The sequence below is a fragment of the Marinobacter sp. NFXS11 genome, assembly GCF_040148675.1.
Taxonomy (GTDB): Bacteria; Pseudomonadota; Gammaproteobacteria; order Pseudomonadales; family Oleiphilaceae; genus Marinobacter.
In genome coordinates this window covers 1,103,923-1,120,878 of record NZ_JAGDDV010000002.1, presented here as the reverse complement: position 1 = coordinate 1,120,878, position 16,956 = coordinate 1,103,923, and the positions used below count along the sequence as shown (strand labels likewise).

The following is a 16,956-nucleotide window of genomic DNA, read 5'->3' as shown; positions in this document are numbered from 1 at the left end:
CTTGCGGCATGTGCACTGTCTTTGTACATATCGCCCCAGAGCGCCGGACATTCAGACCAGACCCATGGAAAGCTACAGGGAATCACAGAAGCACCTTGCCCGTCCTTACCGCAAAGCGGTACTGAAGACGCTGCTGATCTTTACCGCCATCAGCGGCCTGCTGTTTTTTACCCTCAACGTCCAGAGAGAGAATTACCCCCTGGCCTTTGCCGAGCTTGGCATGGCCTGCTACTCGGTTTTCATCCTCTGGGCCATTGGCAACACGAGACACCTGGAACGCTGGATTCTCGCCTTTATCCTGCCGTTCTGCATCACCATGATGTTCGCACTCACATCACCCCGGGCAACCACCACGGTCTTCGCCTGGGTCCTGTTGATTCCCATCCTTTCCCACCTTCTGATGGGCCGGCGCCTGGGCCTGCTGGTATCTGCCGTGTTCATGGGCACGGCAGCCGTGATCTTCTTTTTCAAATACCAGGATGCTCCGGACATGATACAGCCCCTTCCAATTGCCAATATGGGGCTGATGTCACTGACCATCCTCGCGTTCTCTCACATTTACGAGATCACTCGGGAGCAATCCGAATCACGCCTGCTTAAAATGGCCCAAACTGACGCACTGACCGGCCTCGCCAACCGGGCGCGCCTCAGCGATGTGTTTGAACAGGAGCGCAAACGCAGCCTCCGTAACGGAACCCCACTATCCGTGCTGGTACTGGATCTGGACCATTTCAAACAGGTTAATGATCAGCATGGTCACGAGGCCGGAGACCTGGCGCTCAGGCATGTCGCCAGCACCCTGCGGGCTTCGCTCAGAGCAACCGATCTGGCCACCCGGCTGGGTGGCGAAGAGTTCGCCATTCTGCTCACCAACACCACCGCAGACCAGGCTCATCGAGTGGCAGACAAGATCCGGGGTGCGATTGAATCTCACCCCGTGCCCTATCAGGATCAATCCATTGGCCTGACTATCAGCGGCGGCATTGCCCAGTTTGGTCCGGACGGTGGCGATCTGCGCAGCCTGATCGGCCGGGCCGACCAGTACCTCTATCACGCCAAGGATTCCGGACGTAACCGGATCATCAGCTCCGACAGCGCCCTGGTTCCCTGCCAGGCGTAATCAATTTAGCTCACACCCACTTACACCCACTTGCAACGCGCCAGTGTGTAATAAAGCAATGGCACCACCAGAACGGTCAACAAGGTGGACATGGCCAGGCCAAATACCAGCGATATCGCCAGGCCATTAAAAATCGGATCGTTCAGAATAAAGTAAGCACCCACCATCGCCGAGATCGCCGTCAACGCGATGGGTTTGATGCGCACCGCGCCCGCCAGGACCACCGCTTCATCAAGCTCGACGCCCTCCTCAATCAGCTGCCGGATAAACACCACCAGCAGGATCGAGTTGCGCACGATGATCCCGGCCAGGGCAATCATGCCAATCATGCTGGTGGCCGTGAACTCGCGCCCCAGCAGCGCATGGCCGGGCATTATGCCGATCAGGGTCAGCGGGATGGGCGCCATGATCACCAGCGGCAGAATATAGGAACGGAACTGCGCCACCAGCAGAACGAAGATCATGAACACACCCACGCTGTAAGCCGCGCCCATGTCCCGGAAGGTTTCGTAGGTGATCTGCCATTCGCCGTCCCATTTGAGCGTGCCCTTTTCCGGCAATGGGGGCTGGTCGATGAAATACTGCTCTGGCGCCCCCGCTTGCTGGTTCAGGCGCTCGACCATGGCAAACATGCCGTACACCGGCGAATCGATCTCCCCCGCCATGTCTGCTGTCACGTAGGTTACCGGTAGCAGATCCTTGTGGTAGATCGCCCCCATCCAGTCGGCTTCGCGTACGTCCGCAATGCTTGCCAGAGGAACCAGTGCACCGCTGCGGCTCCGCACCTTCAGCGATAACAGCACCGATGGCTGGGCCTTGTCGCCTTCACCCAGAATCACCCGTATCGGAACAGGGTATTTGGCATGATCATCATGCAGGAAGCTGACCCCGGTTCCCCCCAGGGCGGTCTGAAGGGCACCGACCACCTGGGCCTGGGAAACACCGAGCCGTGCCGCACGGTCCCGATCCACCACCACTTCCCACTGCCGTGTGGGTGCCTCCAGGGTGGTGTCGATATCCACCAGGCCATCGACGCTGGTCATGCCTTCGGCCACTTGCCGGGCCAGCTCTGCCCGGCGGGTTTCATCCACCGCATAGATCTCGGCCACCACGGGTGACAGCACCGGCGGCCCGGGCGGCACCTCGACGATTTTCACGCTGGCTCCGTACCGGTCACCGATTTCGGTCAATGGGTCCCGGAGGGATTGTGCAATCGTATGGGACGACCGGTCCCGACTCTCCTCATCCATGAGATTGATCTGTATATCCCCGTGGTAGGGATCGCCACGCAGGTAATACTGACGAACAAGGCCATTGAAATTGATGGGTGAGGCGGTGCCGGCGTAGGTTTGCCAGTTGGTTACTTCGTCCACCGTTTCCAGGTAGCTGCCCATATCCAGCACCACCCGCTGGGTCTGTTCCATGGGCGTGCGCTCGGGCATGTCGACCACAACCTGCAGTTCCGACTTGTTGTCGAAGGGAAGCATCTTCAGGATCACCGCCTGGAACACCGGCAATGACGAAGCCACGAGGGTAAGACCCACCACCCCCAGTGCCAGCAAACGGCGCCGCCAGGGATGATCACCCAGAAATGGCCCGAGCAGGGTCCGGAAAATTCGCAGGGATAACGGGCTGACGCCATCCGCAGAGCTGGACGCCTCCTCGGCTTCAGCAGCCTGCTCCCCCTTCTTGTGTTTGAGAAGCCTGAAGGCCAGCCAGGGGGCCACCACGAAGGCGACAATCTGGGACAGCACCATACCCGCGGAGGCATTGATCGGAATCGGGCTCATGTAGGGGCCCATCAGACCACTGACAAACGCCATCGGAATCAGCGCCGCCATGATGGTGAGACTGGCCATGATGGTAGGCGTGCCCACTTCATCCACGGCCACCGGGATGATGTCCTTGACCGCACGACGGGAGTTCTGGATCCGGCGATTGATGTTCTCGGTGATGACGATGCCGTCGTCCACCAGGATGCCGATGGAGAATATCAGCGCGAACAGGGACACCCGGTTCAGGGTAAATCCCCAGGCCCAGGAGAACACCAGGGTCAGCAGCAGGGTAATCAGAACCGCGATGCCGACAATCAGGGCCTGGCGCCAGCCCATGGCCGCCAGCACCAGCAGCACAACACACAAAGTGGCGGAGATCAGATCGGTAATCAGTTTGCGGGCTTTCTGGGAGGCGGTTACGCCATAGTCCCGGGTGACCAGCACTTCCACCGATTCCGGCAGGGCCCGGTTGCGCAGCTGGTCCAGACGCTCTTCAATGGCCGTGGTGATATTGATGGCGTTCTCGCCCGGCTTCTTGGCGATGGCCAGGGTAACTGCCGGATAAACCTCGCCGGGCTGGCCAGCCACGCCGGCTTCCCGGGCCGGCCCGAATCCGGTCATTACACTCTGGTCCGCCACGGTGCCTCCCCGGCGGACCTGCGCCACGTCCTCCAGGTACACCGCGGAGCCATTGTGCATGCCCACAACAAGGCGCCGGACATCCTCCACGGTTTCCAGCAGCGTTCCGGCCTGGACCGGTATCGACAGGTTGTCCCGGGCAATCCGTGCCTCCTGGCTGCTGGTGTTGGCCGCCATCAGGGCGTTCCGGATGTCATCGATGGTGAGGTTGAACCCCGCCAGCAACGCCGGATCGAACCGGATATCGACCCGATCCGGGATCCCGCCGGTGGTATAGACATCCCGGGTGCCGGGGACCCGTTTCAGGGCGACTTCCAGCATGTGCGCCAGGCGAGTCAGTTCCTCCCCCGTATGCCCGTTGACCGGATCATAGAGAGTGAGTGTCATCACCGGGACATCATCAATGCCCTTGGGCTTGACCACCGGCTGGGCAGCGCCCAGGTTGGGCGGCAACCAGTCCTGGTTGGAATACACCTGATTGTAGAGCCTGACCAGGGCTTCCTGCCGCGGGATGCCCACCTCGAACTGCACCGTGATCACCGCCTGGCCCTGGCGGGACACGGAATAGACATGCTCGACGCCCTTGATCTCGCTCATCACCTGTTCTGCCGGCGTGGCGATCGCGCTTTCCACCTCCCGGGTGCTGGCGCCCGGAAACGCCACGATGATATCGGCCATGGTGACGTCAATCTGGGGTTCTTCCTCTTTGGGTGTGACCACCACAGCCAGCACGCCAAGAATGATCGCCAGAATGGCCAGCAACGGTGTCAGGTGGTTGTCCTGGAAGACTCGGGCAATGGCGCCGGAGGGGCCAACTGGCGGCAAATCACGGCTCACGGGCTCGACTCCTCGCCCGTTCTTTCAAGCGGATTCAGGCGCTCGCTGCCCACCAGGACAGACGGGTTTGTGACTACCCGCTCGCCCTCGCTCAGGCCCGCAAGAATCTCCAGCCGGCCATTGTCCCGCACCCCGGTGCGAACCTGCCTCAGCCTGGGCTGATCCTGATCATCGAGCACAAATACCGCCCGGAGCTCGCTGCGTTGAATCAGGCTGCTGAACGGGACCCACAGGGTCTCGCGGCTGGCAACCGGCACACTGACCTTCACCAGCATGCCGGGAAACAGCGAGCCATTGGGCTCACTCAGCCGCATCCGCAGACGGAAGGTGTGAGTTTGCGGATCGGCATAGGGGTAGAAGGTCATCTCACCGGTTTCCAGCACCCGGCCATCAGCCAGGGTGACCTGGGCCTGACGCTCCATGCGGGCCAGTTCGGCGTACTTCTGGGGAAGATCCACCACAACCCGGAGCTGCTCCAGGGACAAGCCGCTGAGCAGCGGCTGGCCGGGGTTGACCGCTTCTCCGACTTCGACATGCCGTTCGGTAAGAATGCCACCGTAGGGTGCCAGCACATGGGTATAGGAGAGTTGCTCCTGCGCCTCGGAAACCGAAGCCCGGGCGCGTTCGACCCGGGCCCTGGCAGCGGCAAGGTTGTTGCGGGCCTGGTCGAATTCCTGCCGGGACACAAGGCCACGCTCGTGTACCGCTTCAATACGCTCAAAGCGCTGCCCCGCATCCGCCAATGCCGCCTCGGCCTCCTCAAGCCCGGCCTCGGCCTGGCGCAGACGGGACCGCTGTTCACTGTCTTCCAGCTGGACAATCAGGTCGCCGGCAGCCACGGAATCATCAACATCGAAGGGGAGACTCCGGACAGTACCGCTGGTCTGGGCGGACACCGTACTTTGCTGTACCGCTTCGATGACGCCGTCAAGATGCACTGTCTCCTGCAACATGCTGCGTTCGACCGCTTCTGACATCAACGCCCGTTCACTGCTTTGGGCCTGAGCCATCGCGGACAGCAACGCCAGGGAGACCATCACGCCTGCAGCGACCAGCCGACCCATTGCGCACCTCCAATTCAGGTTATTAGGTAATACCTAAAGGTTATCAAAGATGGGAGCCGGGAGCATTCTACGAACTGCTGGAATGCTCAACGGATGGCTTCTTGAGGGCCTCAAAGCCAACAATAATGTCCATCAGTTCGTTGGTTATTTCGTCCTGCCGTACCAATCGGAACTGACCGCCCACCTCTTCAAGCCGGTCATCAACCGCCTGCTCCGCCTGTTGCATCAGGGCCAGGCGGGCCGCGTTCTCCGTAACCATCGCTTCGGCCGACGCCCGGAAAACGCTGGCAAATATGTGGTTACGCAGCAGCGCCGCGAACAATGGGGCTGGCGGCATCGTGTAATCGGCAAGGGAGCGGGAGTGCCAGCCAGACGCCCCGGAATCAGACAACAACGTGGGCTCCAGCGGCAGCAACTGGCTTATTTCCGGTTCACGTTGTCCTTTGTCGGCTCGTCGGGTGAACACCAGGGTCACGGCGATCCTGTTATGCACATCGCCGCCCCCAATTTCGTCCAGTCGCGTCACTATGTCGCTGGCCAGGCGTCCGATGCCATCGGCCGATGCCGGCGGCAAGAAGGTAAACTCCGGGCGGATGCCCTGATCGCCGAGCGCATCGCCCATACGCGCACCCACGCAAAGAACACGGGCCGGGCTACCGGCCTTCAATGACTCCGACCTTGCGCTTTCTGCGAGTATTTCGTTGTAGTTGCCGCACAAACCGTGATCGGAACCGAACACCACCAACAGCCGTTCGGCCTGAGCGACGTCCGGCACCGACACAGGCCCGGTTTTGGCAACAAATGCCCGCAGACCGTCCAGCACGGTCTGGTGATAGGACTCAATGGATCGGGCGGCATGCTCATAGGGCAATGCATTGATCGCAGACATGGTTTTCATGGTATGAACAATGCTGCGAATGCTGCCAAGGGTGTCCGTCCGCCTGGACAGGGTTTCAAGCGTCTGGGCCATGACGATCCTCTCCTGACAGTGCCAGGGCTGTCCTGGCCACCCGCAACAGGCTTTGCTTTTCCGCTTCCTCCAGCGAACGATTCTGTCGAATACTCTCGTCTACATCTTTCAGGGAGTCACCCACATTGTTGCGCATCCTGATCATGGTCTCGGCAACTTCGTTTTCTGAAAGACCATCGAGCAGCCCTTCCAGGGCAGCCATCAATACCAGAAGCTGCTCGACAGCCGGCATGGGATCCCGCTCGGGCTGCCGCAATGCGGTCCGGACCGCTGCCCCGCGGGTCAGACGGGCCCTGGTGTTGTCGTCCAGCCGGGTTCCGAATCGGGCAAAATCCTCCAGCTCCTCGAACTGGGACAGGGTGACACGTAGATTTCCTGCCACCTCCCGGAACGCCCGATGCTGGGCCTTGCCTCCGACCCTGGACACGGAAAGCCCGATATCCACCGCAGGGAACTGGTTTTTTCGCACCAGCCTGGGGGACAGGTAGATCTGTCCGTCGGTAATCGAAATGAGATTCGTCGGAATGTAGGCGGAGAGATTCTCCGCCTGGGTTTCGACAACGGGCAAGGCGGTAATGGAACCACCCCCGGCTTCTGGTGTGAACTGTCCGGCCCGCTCGAGCAGCCGGGCATGTACGTAGAATATATCCCCGGGAAAAGCCTCCCTCCCAGGCGGGCGTCGCAGCAACAGGGAGAGCTCGCGATAGGAGCGGGCGTGGTGAGTCAGGTCGTCGAAAACCACCAGCACGTCACGCCCCTGGTCCGCAAAGTATTCGGCCATAGTCATCGCGGCATAGGGCGCAACGTAGGCTAACCCTGGGGCATCCTCATCACCGGCTGCAACCACGACGGTGTTTGCGAGCTGGCCACTTTTGCGCAGGGTTTCGATAACACGGGCAACCGCGTCTCCGCGCTGGCCGATGGCGCAATAAATACTCACGACATCGGAGCGGGCCTGGTTAAGAATCGTATCGATCGCAATGGACGTTTTCCCTGTCTGGCGGTCCCCAATGATGAGCTCCCGCTGCCCCAATCCGATAGGGACCGCGCCATCGATGACCTTGATGCCGGTGGCCAGGGGCCGGTTGACCGGCGCCCGGCTGAGTATACCCGGTGCGCTGGCCTCCACCGGCCGCTCAGCGGACGAGGCGACGCTCCCGTTGCCGTCCCGCGGGCCCCCGGTGGCATCGAGAATGCGGCCAAGCAGGCCATTGCCGACCGGCACACTGAATACCTTATGGGTTCGCCAGACATCCTCCCCAGCCGTTATCCGATCGGACGGTCCCAGCAGAATCACGCCCAGCCGGTCCGGTTCCAGATCCAGCACCACGCCGCGCACACCTGAAGCGAATACCAGCAGCTCGTCCGCCAGGGCCCGGGCCAGGCCAGCGACGACCGCAATACCATCACCAACTTCGGCCACGGTTCCTACTTCGGTCAGTGACGGGGATGGGGCCGGAACGTCCAGCAAGGCATCCAGAAAGTCTTCGGCCGGGCTCAACGCGGGTCTCTCAGCCATGGTTCTGCACCCAGCCCGTGCCACCCGACGCCAATCGCTCAGAGAGCATCCCCGTCAGCTCGTCGGTGTAACTGTCGACTGTCCAGGCCATCTGCACACTGCCGATCCGCAGGATCATCCCCGGAGCCTGACGCGGATCCACCGAAAACTTCAGATCAAGGCCCGGGGCCATGCCAGCCAATGCGTCCCGAATGGTTTCCTGAGTGCTGTTCGGGAGCGATTTGTGAGTGGTCGCGACAGCCTGTTCCGCGTTGGCACCTGCGGAGACCAGTTCGTGGGCCAGGGGCTTCAGCTTGCTGATGACATGCAGGCCAATCCGTTCTTCCAGGTCTTCATCCGCCAGATCGTGCAGGGCCCGACGCACAAGCTGATAGAGCGTTTCGGCGCTGGCACAGTGCAGCTCACTGACAAACCGGTCCCGCTCGGCCTCCAGATGGGCCTGCCACTCCTGCTTTTCCCGTTCAAGGCTCTCCCGTGTGGCTGCAAGCAGGGCATCTTTCTCCTTTTCTGCCTGCTCGCGAATCCGCTCGGCCTGCTCGGAGTTGTCGACCAACAATGCCTGTTTCTGTTGGACAAAGGCAGCCTCTGCTGCGGCCGCTTTTTTTCGCGCGACCTCGGCTTCACCCATCCGAGTCGCGATTTCGGTCTCACGGGCATCGATACCGTTCAGGATGGGCTTGTACAGAAAACGTTTGAGCAGCCATACCAGCACCAGGAAATTACCGATCTGGGCAAGCACCGTGATCCAGTCAATGGCCATGATTCAACCTGCCGCCGACTGGGCAGCCTGCAGTGCCTGATCCCAGAACGGATTGGCAAACAGGACAATCATCGCCACGACAAAACAGTAGATGGCCGTGGACTCGATCATGGCCAGGCTCACGAACAGGGTCCGCGACAGGGTAGAGGCGGAATCCGGCTGCTGCGCTATGGCAGAAAGCGCCGCTGCGGCCGCCCGCCCCTCCCCAAGCGCCGGGCCCAGAGCACCAAAGGACACAGTCAGCCCGGCGGTCAGGATGGACACCATGGCAATGAGTGCGAGATCTGTCATTTATCTTTCTCCTTCTTCAAAGGCTTTGTCGCTGTCGCCGATGAGATATAAACCGTCGCCAGGATGGCGAATATATAGGCCTGGATCAGGCCCGTGAGCAGTCCGAGCATGTCCATCACCACAGGGAAAAAGAACGGCGCCACACCCAACAGGATGCCGGCGATCACCGCACCGCTCATAACGTTGCCGTATAGCCGGATGGCCAGGGATATGCCGCGCGAGAATTCGCTGATGATATTAAACGGCAGCATCACCACGGAGGGTTCTATATAGGTCTTCAGATAACCGCCAATGCCTTGCCGGGTAATGCCGAACAGTGGCACCGCAATCAGCACCGACAGCGCCAGCGCTGCGGTGGTCGACAGCGAGGCCGTCGGTGGTGTGAAGCCCGGCACAACGAGCAGAAGGTTTGAAAAGGCGATGAACAAAAACAGGGTTCCGGAGAAGTAGAGCACATGTCGAGAGGCCCGCGGGGAGATGTCCTCGATCTGGCTCTGGATGGCCGTCACAATGACTTCCAGGGTCGTGCGCCAGCGGTTCGGAGGCACATCCGGGCGCAGATTTCGGGTAATCAGAATGGACGTGACGGTCAGCAGGATCATAACGATCCAGGTGAAGCCGATTGTCTCGCTGATATCCAGGCCCCAGATTGTGAAGAGCGTTGCTTCATCGGGCGTCAGTTCCATCAGACTTTCTCCGGATGCGGTGTTCGCGCAAGAAGAGTGGCCAGGTAACGCACCACGAAAAACGCGGCACCGTAGCCCACGAACGCCCAGACCTCGGTCGCCCCCGCTGTAACCAGCCACCCGACGCTCAACAGCAGTGCAATTCGGACTGCGGCACTGGGCAAAAGCACCGCCACTGGCCGTGATGCGCCCAGGGCAAAACGCACACTCGCTGCGAGGCCCGCAAAATAAACAAAACTCACGACGAGGCCGGCCCCGAAGCCCCAAAGCACACCCTGCCAATCAATCATCATGACCATCCTCCTCTTCCCTGCTTTCTCTTCCGATCCACGCCCAGGCGATGAAACCGCCCAGAGTGACGCCACCCAGAATCAGCGCAAGCACCCATGGGAAATCCTGGGGCATGGTGCGATCCAGCCAAAGCCCGAGAAACGCGCCGCCAACAGTCGGGACAGCGATCGACCAGCCGATCATCCCGAAGGCACCCAGACCGCGCAGCGGGCTTGCCCCGGGGTTTTCCCGGGCTTTCTTCAGGCGCCGGGCCCGGCGCCCGATCTCATCTTCCGGCGTTCTGCGCTTCTGAGTCATGGCATGGGCCGCTGCAGGTCTGCGAACCGCCTGACCATGCCAGCCTCCAGCCTGGACAGAGCTGACCGGGCCACCCGTTCGTCTTCATCCACCTCAATGAAGTTCTTGCGGACACTCTCCTGCAGGGTCGCCAGATCCGTGCCCGGAGCGCCGCGCCGGATCGCAACATCCACCTTGTGCCCCTGTTTCACAAGAATGCCCTCGTCGATACCGAAGATTTGCTCATGGCCGTCCTCCAGGGTCAGAATCAGCACCGACGGCACCAACGAGGTGACAAAATCGATGTGATTGGGCAGCATTCCGAAGGCCCCATTTTCGGCCACCGCGAACAGCTTGCGGGCCCTGCCCTCAAAGAGCATTCGGGTCGGCAGCCGGATAGTGACGTCCATTGCTTCAGCCAGCGTCATGCGACCACCTCTGGCAAAGCGCCAATCATGTAGTACTCACTCTCATCCCGATCGAATTCGGTCTGCTCCAGAATCGCTTCACAACCATCGAGGGTCTCGGCAATGGTCACCCGCTTGCCTTCGGCACCGGTAAACGCAGCGGTGGTAAAAAACGGCTGGGTCAGGAAGCGCTCCAGCCGTCGGGCACGGGCTACGGTGGTTCGGTCAGCCGCCGAGAGTTCCTCGATGCCCAGCATGGCAATGATGTCCCGCAACTCTTCGTACTCGGCCAGGGTTCTTCGCACCGCCCGCGCAATGTCGTAATGCCGTTGGCCGACCACCGACGGTGTGAGCATGACCGATGAAGACGCCAGGGGATCAATCGCCGGGTAAAGCCCCTCACTGGCCCGTTTGCGGGACAGCACCACAGAGCCGGACAAGTGCGAGAAGATATGGGCGGCGGCAGGGTCCGTGAAGTCGTCCGCTGGCACATACACCGCCTGAACCGAGGTAATCGCGGCACTGTGGGTGGAGGTGATTCGTTCCTCCAGCTCGGCCAACTCGGTCGCCAGGGTGGGCTGATAGCCAACCCTGGAAGGCATACGCCCGAGCAGCCCGGAAACTTCCGAGCCCGCCTGGACAAAGCGGAAAATATTGTCGATCAGCAAAAGCACATCCCGATGCTGTTCATCGCGGAAATATTCCGCCATGGTCAGAGCGGTCTTGCCGATCAGGAACCGGACCCCTGGAACCTCGTTCATCTGGCCGAACAGCATGACGGTGTTCTCGAGCACGCCAGCCTCACCCATTTCCCGATAAAGCTCCTCCGCTTCCCTGGAACGCTCACCAATGCCGCAAAACAGGCTGACGCCCTTGTGCTGCTGAACGGTGTTGTTGATCAGTTCGGTAATCAGCACCGTCTTGCCGACACCGGCACCCCCGAACAGACCGGTTTTGCCGCCACGCTCTATAGGCGATAACAGATCAATGGCCTTGATGCCGGTTTCGAGGATCTGGCTACGAACCACGCGATCTTCCAGCAGGGGTGGGAGCTGATGAATCGCGCGGCGCTCGCTGGTAGCCGGCACAGGCTGGTTGTCGACCGGCGCACCAAACACATTCAGCATCCTTCCGAGAATGGCATCACCCACCGGCACCGTGATCGGTGAGCCGGTTGCCCGAACCGGCATCCCCAGGCCGAGCCCCTTTACCGGCGCCAGTGCCATGCAGCGGACCACACCCCGGTCTTCAAGCGCGGCCACCTCAAGCGCAATCTTGCCGGCATAGAGAAGCTCGCGTATCTGGGGTACCGGCTCCGGAAACCTGACGCTCACCACACCACCACGGATGGCCACCACGGTACCTTTACCGGCATCCTGCAAGGTATCCAGAGACTCGTTGTGGCTCATGACAAATGCCTTTTATTTGGCCGACACTCGAGTGCCCGCCGATCCCTCAAGTATAGCCACGGCATCCTGGAGGCGCCCGATGCCGCTGATCCCGCCAGCCTGGGCAAAATCGCAGGCGGCCTGCAGTTTCGGACCCATGGAGCCGGCAGGCATCTCCAGGGCCCTTGCCTCTGACACTGTCAATTCCGAAAGCGCTGTCGACCGGTCGGTCCCGAAATCCCGGTAGACCGCCTCAACATCCGTTAGCAGGAGCAACGCGTCCGCACCCAGTTGCCTGGCCAACAAGGCACTGGCGGCATCCTTGTCGATGACCGCCTCAATGCCGACCATGCTGCCGTCGTCCCTGCGCAGCACCGGTATTCCGCCACCCCCGGCACACACCACAACTACGCCCTGGTCGAGCAGCAACTTCAGTACGCGCATGTCCGGTATTTCCAGGGGCTTAGGAGAAGGCACCACCCGGCGCCATTTGTCGCCGTCCGGCGCAATGCTCCAGCCCGCAGCGGCTGCCCGGCGCTCTGCTTCTTCACGGTCATAGACCGGGCCCACAAACTTGGTCGGCTTTTCAAAAGCCGGGTCTCTGGGATCCACCACGACCTGGGTCAGCAAGGTTGCGACAGGCCGGTCATGTCCCAGGGCGTTCTCCAGCTCCTGTTCGATCATGTAGCCGATCATGCCCTCGGTTTCCGCTCCCAGGACATCCAGCGGGTAAGCCTCATCCGGTTTGTAGGAGGCGCCCTGTAAAGCCAGCAGCCCCACCTGGGGCCCGTTGCCATGGGTAACCACCAGGTTGTGGCCGGCCCGGACAACCGCGGCCAGCGATCGGGCCGCAATCTGCACATTGTTGCGCTGGACCTCTGCAGTCAGCGGCTCCCCGCGTTTCAGAAGGGCATTCCCCCCCAACGCTGCCACAACCAGCATGTCAGCCTCCCAGGGTCGCCACGAGGACGGCCTTGATGGTGTGCATGCGGTTCTCGGCCTGATCGAAAACAATCGAAGCGGGGCTTTCGAAAACCTCTTCAGTCACCTCCATGGCGTCAATGCCATAGGTCTCCTGAATCTCCTTGCCCACCACGGTTTCGGTGTTGTGAAAGGCCGGCAGACAGTGCATGAAACGCGCCCGCGGATTGCCGGTCTTGGCCATCAGGGCCGCATTCACCTGGTAAGGCATCAGCAGTTTGATCCGTTCGGCCCATTTTTCCTTTGGCTCGCCCATCGAGACCCAGACATCGGTATACACGAAATCGACTCCCGCAACGGCGGCGTCAACATCCTCCGTGATGGTGATGCGAGCTCCGGTTTCAGCCGCCAGCGCCTGGGCCTCGTCCTGAACGGCCTGGCCAGGCCAGCAGGCTTTTGGTGCGCACAAACGCACGTCCATGCCCATCTTGGCGCCACCAATTAGCAGGCTGTCGCCCATGTTGTTAGCGGCATCGCCGATGAACACGTAGGCCACATCCCGCAACGGCTTTTCCACATGCTCCTGCATGGTCAGGAAATCCGCCAGTATCTGGGTGGGGTGAAATTCATTGGTGAGCCCGTTGTAGACCGGTACGCCGGCGTACTGTGCCAGCTCTTCCACAACCGATTGTCCGAACCCCCGATACTCAATAGCATCGTAAACCCGGCCAAGAACCCGGGCGGTGTCCTTCACCGATTCCTTATGGCCAATGTGGGTTCCGGTCGGCCCCAGGTAGGTTACCCGCGCCCCCTGGTCGAAGGCAGCAACTTCAAACCCGACCCGGGTCCGCGTGGAATTCTTCTCGAAGATCAGGGCGATGTCCTTGCCTTCGAGCTTGGGCACTTCGGTGCCCGCGTACTTGGCCGTCTTCAGATCCGCAGACAGCTTCAGCAAAAAAGCGATTTCCCTGGGGCTAAAATCCCGCAGGGTAAGGAAGTGTCGGTTCTTGAGATTGAATGCCATAGCGTTTCTCCCTGGCTGTCAGATAGCGTCCCGGATGGTTGGACAACTCATGCACCGACCGCCGCCCCGGCCACGGCCCAGCTCGGCGCCGGGTATTGCCAGAACTTCGATGCCCGCCGCCGAAAGCGCCGCGTTGGTATCGTCGTTGCGGTCGTAACCGACAACAACACCCGGGCTCAGCGCCAGCACATTGTTGCCGTCGTTCCACTGCTCCCGCTCACGTTCTTCCGGGGTATCGCCACCCGTTGCTACAACTTCCAGGGCCGGGTAGCCGAGGATTTCCGCGACCACCTCGAACAGATGTCGGGAATCCTGACTGAAGGCCAGTGTTTTTGCTCCCTCACCGGGGCGCAGGTCGTAGCAGATCACGGCATCGGCCACTTCCTTGAAGGCAGTGACCACGTTGCCACCACAGAAGGTAAACACGGTATCCAGGTGCATGGCCGACCGGGTTTTGGGCAGCTGACAGGCGATTACCCGATCCACCATACCGCCATCAAAGAGTGCTTTTGACAGTTGCCCGATGGCCTGGGGAGAGGATCGCTCGCCCATGCCTACCAGCACCGTTCTGTTCCCCAGCGGCATGATGTCCCCACCCTCCAGGGTTGCCAGTCCATGATCTTCCAGAGGATCGCCCCAGTGCACGTTCACCTTGCCGGCGAATTTCGGGTGGAATCGATAGATAGCGGCCATCAGCAGGGTCTCAGGCTTGCGGGCAACCCAATACATCGGGTTCAGGGTCACCCCGCCATACACCCAGGCGCTGTTGTCCCGGGTGAACAGGAAGTTGGGCAGTGGCGGCAACACGAATCCGAAACGTCCTAGATGATTGCCGAACAGTCCAACGGGATCGAATGGCAGATCCCCTACCTCCAGACCACCGATCAGGAATTCGGCGAGCGCCTTTTCGGGCAGTTCATCCATCCAGGCGCGCAGGTCCGACACCATGCCCACGCCGATGTGGTTCCAGTTGATCCGATGGTCGAGAATCCAGGCCCGGCCCTCGGGGATGGCCAGCGTTTCCGCCAGCAACTCGTTGACATCCAGCACCTCCACGCCCCGACCACGCATCACGCTGGCAAACACATCATGATCTTTCTGGGCCTGCTTGACCCAGAACACATCATCGAACAACAGGGCATCGCAGTTGGCAGGCGTCAACCGCCGGTGCGCCAGCCCCGGCCGGCAGATGATGACCTGGCGCAGGGTCCCAGTTTCAGAGTGCACTCCAAGTGTCAGTTCAGACATGACAAAACTCCTTTTGCCGAATGCTTAAGGCGGGTTTACAAGAGTGTGCCGACGCTGATGACCACGGTGATAAACACAGTCAGAATAAGCAGCAAGGGCCAGATAAAGGCGAGCCAGCGATCGTAGGACACACGCCCGATGGCAAGCCCGCCAACCACTACCGCAAAGGTGGGATTGATCAGGTTCACCAGGCCGTTGGCAGACTGGTAGGCAGTTACCACCAGATCCCGCCCGACGTTGGCAAAATCCGCCAGCGGCGCGAGGATCGGCATGGACAGGACGGCCAGGCCAGAGGACGACGGCACGAAGAAACTCATGCCCACCTCGATCCAGAACATCAGGTTGATAAAGGCCAGTTCCGGCAGGCCACCCAGCGAGGTTTCGGCGCTGTGCAGGATGGTATCGGCGATCATGCCTTGTTCCATGATCACCACAATGCCGCGGGCCAGGCCGACCACCAGCGCAACACCGAGGAGATCCCGGGCACCATCGACAAAACTGCCGGTCAGTTTCTTCTCGCCCAATCGTGCAATGATGCCGATCACAATGGCTGCACCAAAGAACAGGGATCCCATCCGAGCCATCCACCAGCCCTGGGATGACACACCCCAGATCATCACGGCAAAGGTCAGGGCAAAGATAACCAGTGCAATAATCTGGGTGGTTGTCAGGGTGGCGCTGTGAATCTCCTGATCACCCCCCTGCAGAAACAGTTTCTTGTGCGCTGCCCATTGCTTTGCCACCACCGAGCGCGAGGGGTCGGTTTTTACGCGATGGGCATATCGCATAACGTAGCCGATACAGATCAACAGGCCGCCGATCAGCAGAATAAAACGCAGAACGATGCCGTCGGTGAACGGTATTCCAGCAGCATTGGCTGCAATCACCGTGGCGAACGGATTGATGGTTGAACCCAACACGCCGATCCCCGCTCCGATCAGGATGATGGCAACGCCTGTAACGGCGTCGTAGCCGGCCGCAAGTATCACGGGAATCAGAATGGCGTAAAAAGCCAGGGTCTCCTCGGCCATCCCGTAGGTGGTGCCACCGATGGCGAAGAGCACCATCAGTATCGGAATCATCCAGATCTCATGGCCTTTCAGATGCCGCATCGCGCTGCGAATGCCGGTATCAATAGCTCCGGTCGCATTCATCACACCGAGGAAACCACCCAGGAACAGTATAAACATGGCGACATCGATGGCATTGGCAACGTAACTGTCGGGGTCGTAAAACCCGGCTGTGGGTGCCATCAGGACATCAACGAACCCCTGGGGATTCGGATCAACGGTCTGGTAGGTGCCTGGAACTGCCACTTCCCGACCAACCTCTTCATTCATGGCGCGCTCGTACTGCCCGGCCGGAATAAGCCAGGTCAGCGCGGCCACCAGAATAATCAGGCCGAAAAGAATGGTGTAGGCGGTGGGGAATCGGGAAGCAAGGTCGGTTTCAGGGTTTTCTGGCAATTTTTCGTCTTCAGTCACGATGCGTCTCCTTTCGTGAATCGCATTGTGCAGACAGGTTCCTTCCGGGAACTTCAAGAAGCCAAACACAGCCTCAGCGGCTGATGGCCACTGGTTCAGATCTGCATGAGGCCAGCATAGTGCAGCCCGCCGCTTCCTGAATTGAGATAGCGCAATTTTTAATCAACCATAAAAAGGCCCCGGGTGGAGGAGTTGTTTCCACTCGGGGCAAGAATGTCACCCGCCGGCTATGAGAAGCGGGTAACCGCCATGCAAG

16 protein-coding genes are annotated in these 16,956 nt (G+C 60.5%); 1 reads left to right on the top strand and 15 read right to left on the bottom strand.

The annotated features are described in order from the left end of the window. The first annotated feature begins 64 nt into the window (after positions 1 to 64). A complete protein-coding gene (locus J3362_RS14120; protein ID WP_014579116.1) occupies positions 65 to 1,120 on the top strand; it encodes a GGDEF domain-containing protein in 1,056 nt (351 codons plus the stop codon). 20 nt (positions 1,121 to 1,140) lie between these two features. Here J3362_RS14120 and J3362_RS14115 read toward each other — a convergent pair whose 3' ends face one another. From J3362_RS14115 to J3362_RS14045, 15 genes are all read right to left on the bottom strand, one after another. Beyond that, complete coding sequence (locus J3362_RS14115) at positions 1,141 to 4,371, bottom strand: efflux RND transporter permease subunit (RefSeq protein ID WP_349520485.1); 3,231 nt, start codon at positions 4,369 to 4,371, stop codon at positions 1,141 to 1,143. Further along, the gene (locus J3362_RS14110) at positions 4,368 to 5,435 is read right to left on the bottom strand and encodes an efflux RND transporter periplasmic adaptor subunit (protein ID WP_349520483.1); all 1,068 of its coding nucleotides are present in this window, start codon (positions 5,433 to 5,435) and stop codon (positions 4,368 to 4,370) included. Before J3362_RS14110 ends, J3362_RS14115 begins: the two co-directional genes overlap by 4 nt. A 67-nt stretch (positions 5,436 to 5,502) precedes the next feature. Then, positions 5,503 to 6,405 carry a F0F1 ATP synthase subunit gamma gene (locus J3362_RS14105; protein WP_349520481.1) on the bottom strand — a complete coding sequence of 301 codons (903 nt, stop codon included), beginning with the start codon at positions 6,403 to 6,405 and terminating at the stop codon, positions 5,503 to 5,505. Then, a complete protein-coding gene (locus J3362_RS14100) occupies positions 6,389 to 7,924 on the bottom strand; it encodes a F0F1 ATP synthase subunit alpha (protein WP_349520479.1) in 1,536 nt (511 codons plus the stop codon). Before J3362_RS14100 ends, J3362_RS14105 begins: the two co-directional genes overlap by 17 nt. Further along, a complete protein-coding gene (locus J3362_RS14095; protein ID WP_349520477.1) occupies positions 7,917 to 8,684 on the bottom strand; it encodes a F0F1 ATP synthase subunit B family protein in 768 nt (255 codons plus the stop codon). The genes J3362_RS14100 and J3362_RS14095 overlap by 8 nt, the downstream gene beginning before the upstream one ends. 3 nt (positions 8,685 to 8,687) lie before the next feature. Beyond that, complete coding sequence (locus tag J3362_RS14090) at positions 8,688 to 8,975, bottom strand: F0F1 ATP synthase subunit C (RefSeq protein WP_014579110.1); 288 nt, start codon at positions 8,973 to 8,975, stop codon at positions 8,688 to 8,690. Further along, complete coding sequence (locus J3362_RS14085; protein WP_014579109.1) at positions 8,972 to 9,661, bottom strand: F0F1 ATP synthase subunit A; 690 nt, start codon at positions 9,659 to 9,661, stop codon at positions 8,972 to 8,974. Before J3362_RS14085 ends, J3362_RS14090 begins: the two co-directional genes overlap by 4 nt. Beyond that, entirely contained in the window at positions 9,661 to 9,954 is a 294-nt protein-coding gene (locus tag J3362_RS14080) for a hypothetical protein (protein WP_041645938.1), read from the bottom strand. The genes J3362_RS14085 and J3362_RS14080 overlap by 1 nt, the downstream gene beginning before the upstream one ends. Next, positions 9,944 to 10,249 (bottom strand): AtpZ/AtpI family protein, encoded by a 306-nt coding sequence (locus J3362_RS14075; protein ID WP_014579107.1) that lies wholly within the window; start codon positions 10,247 to 10,249, stop codon positions 9,944 to 9,946. The genes J3362_RS14080 and J3362_RS14075 overlap by 11 nt, the downstream gene beginning before the upstream one ends. Then, complete coding sequence (locus J3362_RS14070; RefSeq protein WP_014579106.1) at positions 10,246 to 10,656, bottom strand: ATPase; 411 nt, start codon at positions 10,654 to 10,656, stop codon at positions 10,246 to 10,248. The genes J3362_RS14075 and J3362_RS14070 overlap by 4 nt, the downstream gene beginning before the upstream one ends. Then, positions 10,653 to 12,044: a F0F1 ATP synthase subunit beta gene (atpD, locus tag J3362_RS14065; protein WP_014579105.1), complete on the bottom strand. Its 1,392-nt coding sequence runs from the start codon at positions 12,042 to 12,044 to the stop codon at positions 10,653 to 10,655. Before atpD ends, J3362_RS14070 begins: the two co-directional genes overlap by 4 nt. 12 nt (positions 12,045 to 12,056) lie before the next feature. Next, positions 12,057 to 12,965, bottom strand: coding sequence for a carbamate kinase (gene arcC, locus J3362_RS14060; protein ID WP_219122250.1), 909 nt, complete (start codon positions 12,963 to 12,965; stop codon positions 12,057 to 12,059). Position 12,966: 1 nt separating this feature from the next. Next, positions 12,967 to 13,968, bottom strand: coding sequence for an ornithine carbamoyltransferase (locus J3362_RS14055; RefSeq protein ID WP_092031274.1), 1,002 nt, complete (start codon positions 13,966 to 13,968; stop codon positions 12,967 to 12,969). An 18-nt stretch (positions 13,969 to 13,986) separates the two neighbouring features. Further along, on the bottom strand, positions 13,987 to 15,216 hold the full coding sequence (locus J3362_RS14050; protein WP_349520474.1) for an arginine deiminase: 1,230 nt from the start codon (positions 15,214 to 15,216) through the stop codon (positions 13,987 to 13,989). A 35-nt stretch (positions 15,217 to 15,251) separates the two neighbouring features. After that, positions 15,252 to 16,700, bottom strand: a complete 1,449-nt coding sequence (locus J3362_RS14045) for a YfcC family protein (protein WP_008177132.1) — start codon at positions 16,698 to 16,700, stop codon at positions 15,252 to 15,254. Between the last annotated feature and the right edge of the window lie 256 nt (positions 16,701 to 16,956).

Bases quoted from the DNA above. Each gene is read 5' to 3' on its own strand.
- atpD (WP_014579105.1), bottom strand. From the start codon at position 12,044: ATGAGCCACAACGAGTCTCTGGATACCTTGCAGGATGCCGGTAAAGGT.
- J3362_RS14080 (WP_041645938.1), bottom strand. From the start codon at position 9,954: ATGATGATTGATTGGCAGGGTGTGCTTTGGGGCTTCGGGGCCGGCCTC.
- J3362_RS14105 (WP_349520481.1), bottom strand. From the start codon at position 6,405: ATGGCCCAGACGCTTGAAACCCTGTCCAGGCGGACGGACACCCTTGGC.
- J3362_RS14090 (WP_014579110.1), bottom strand. From the start codon at position 8,975: ATGACAGATCTCGCACTCATTGCCATGGTGTCCATCCTGACCGCCGGG.
- arcC (WP_219122250.1), bottom strand. From the start codon at position 12,965: ATGCTGGTTGTGGCAGCGTTGGGGGGGAATGCCCTTCTGAAACGCGGG.
- J3362_RS14085 (WP_014579109.1), bottom strand. From the start codon at position 9,661: ATGGAACTGACGCCCGATGAAGCAACGCTCTTCACAATCTGGGGCCTG.
- J3362_RS14070 (WP_014579106.1), bottom strand. From the start codon at position 10,656: ATGACGCTGGCTGAAGCAATGGACGTCACTATCCGGCTGCCGACCCGA.
- J3362_RS14100 (WP_349520479.1), bottom strand. From the start codon at position 7,924: ATGGCTGAGAGACCCGCGTTGAGCCCGGCCGAAGACTTTCTGGATGCC.
- J3362_RS14110 (WP_349520483.1), bottom strand. From the start codon at position 5,435: ATGGGTCGGCTGGTCGCTGCAGGCGTGATGGTCTCCCTGGCGTTGCTG.
- J3362_RS14050 (WP_349520474.1), bottom strand. From the start codon at position 15,216: ATGTCTGAACTGACACTTGGAGTGCACTCTGAAACTGGGACCCTGCGC.
- J3362_RS14055 (WP_092031274.1), bottom strand. From the start codon at position 13,968: ATGGCATTCAATCTCAAGAACCGACACTTCCTTACCCTGCGGGATTTT.
- J3362_RS14120 (WP_014579116.1), top strand. From the start codon at position 65: ATGGAAAGCTACAGGGAATCACAGAAGCACCTTGCCCGTCCTTACCGC.
- J3362_RS14075 (WP_014579107.1), bottom strand. From the start codon at position 10,249: ATGACTCAGAAGCGCAGAACGCCGGAAGATGAGATCGGGCGCCGGGCC.
- J3362_RS14095 (WP_349520477.1), bottom strand. From the start codon at position 8,684: ATGGCCATTGACTGGATCACGGTGCTTGCCCAGATCGGTAATTTCCTG.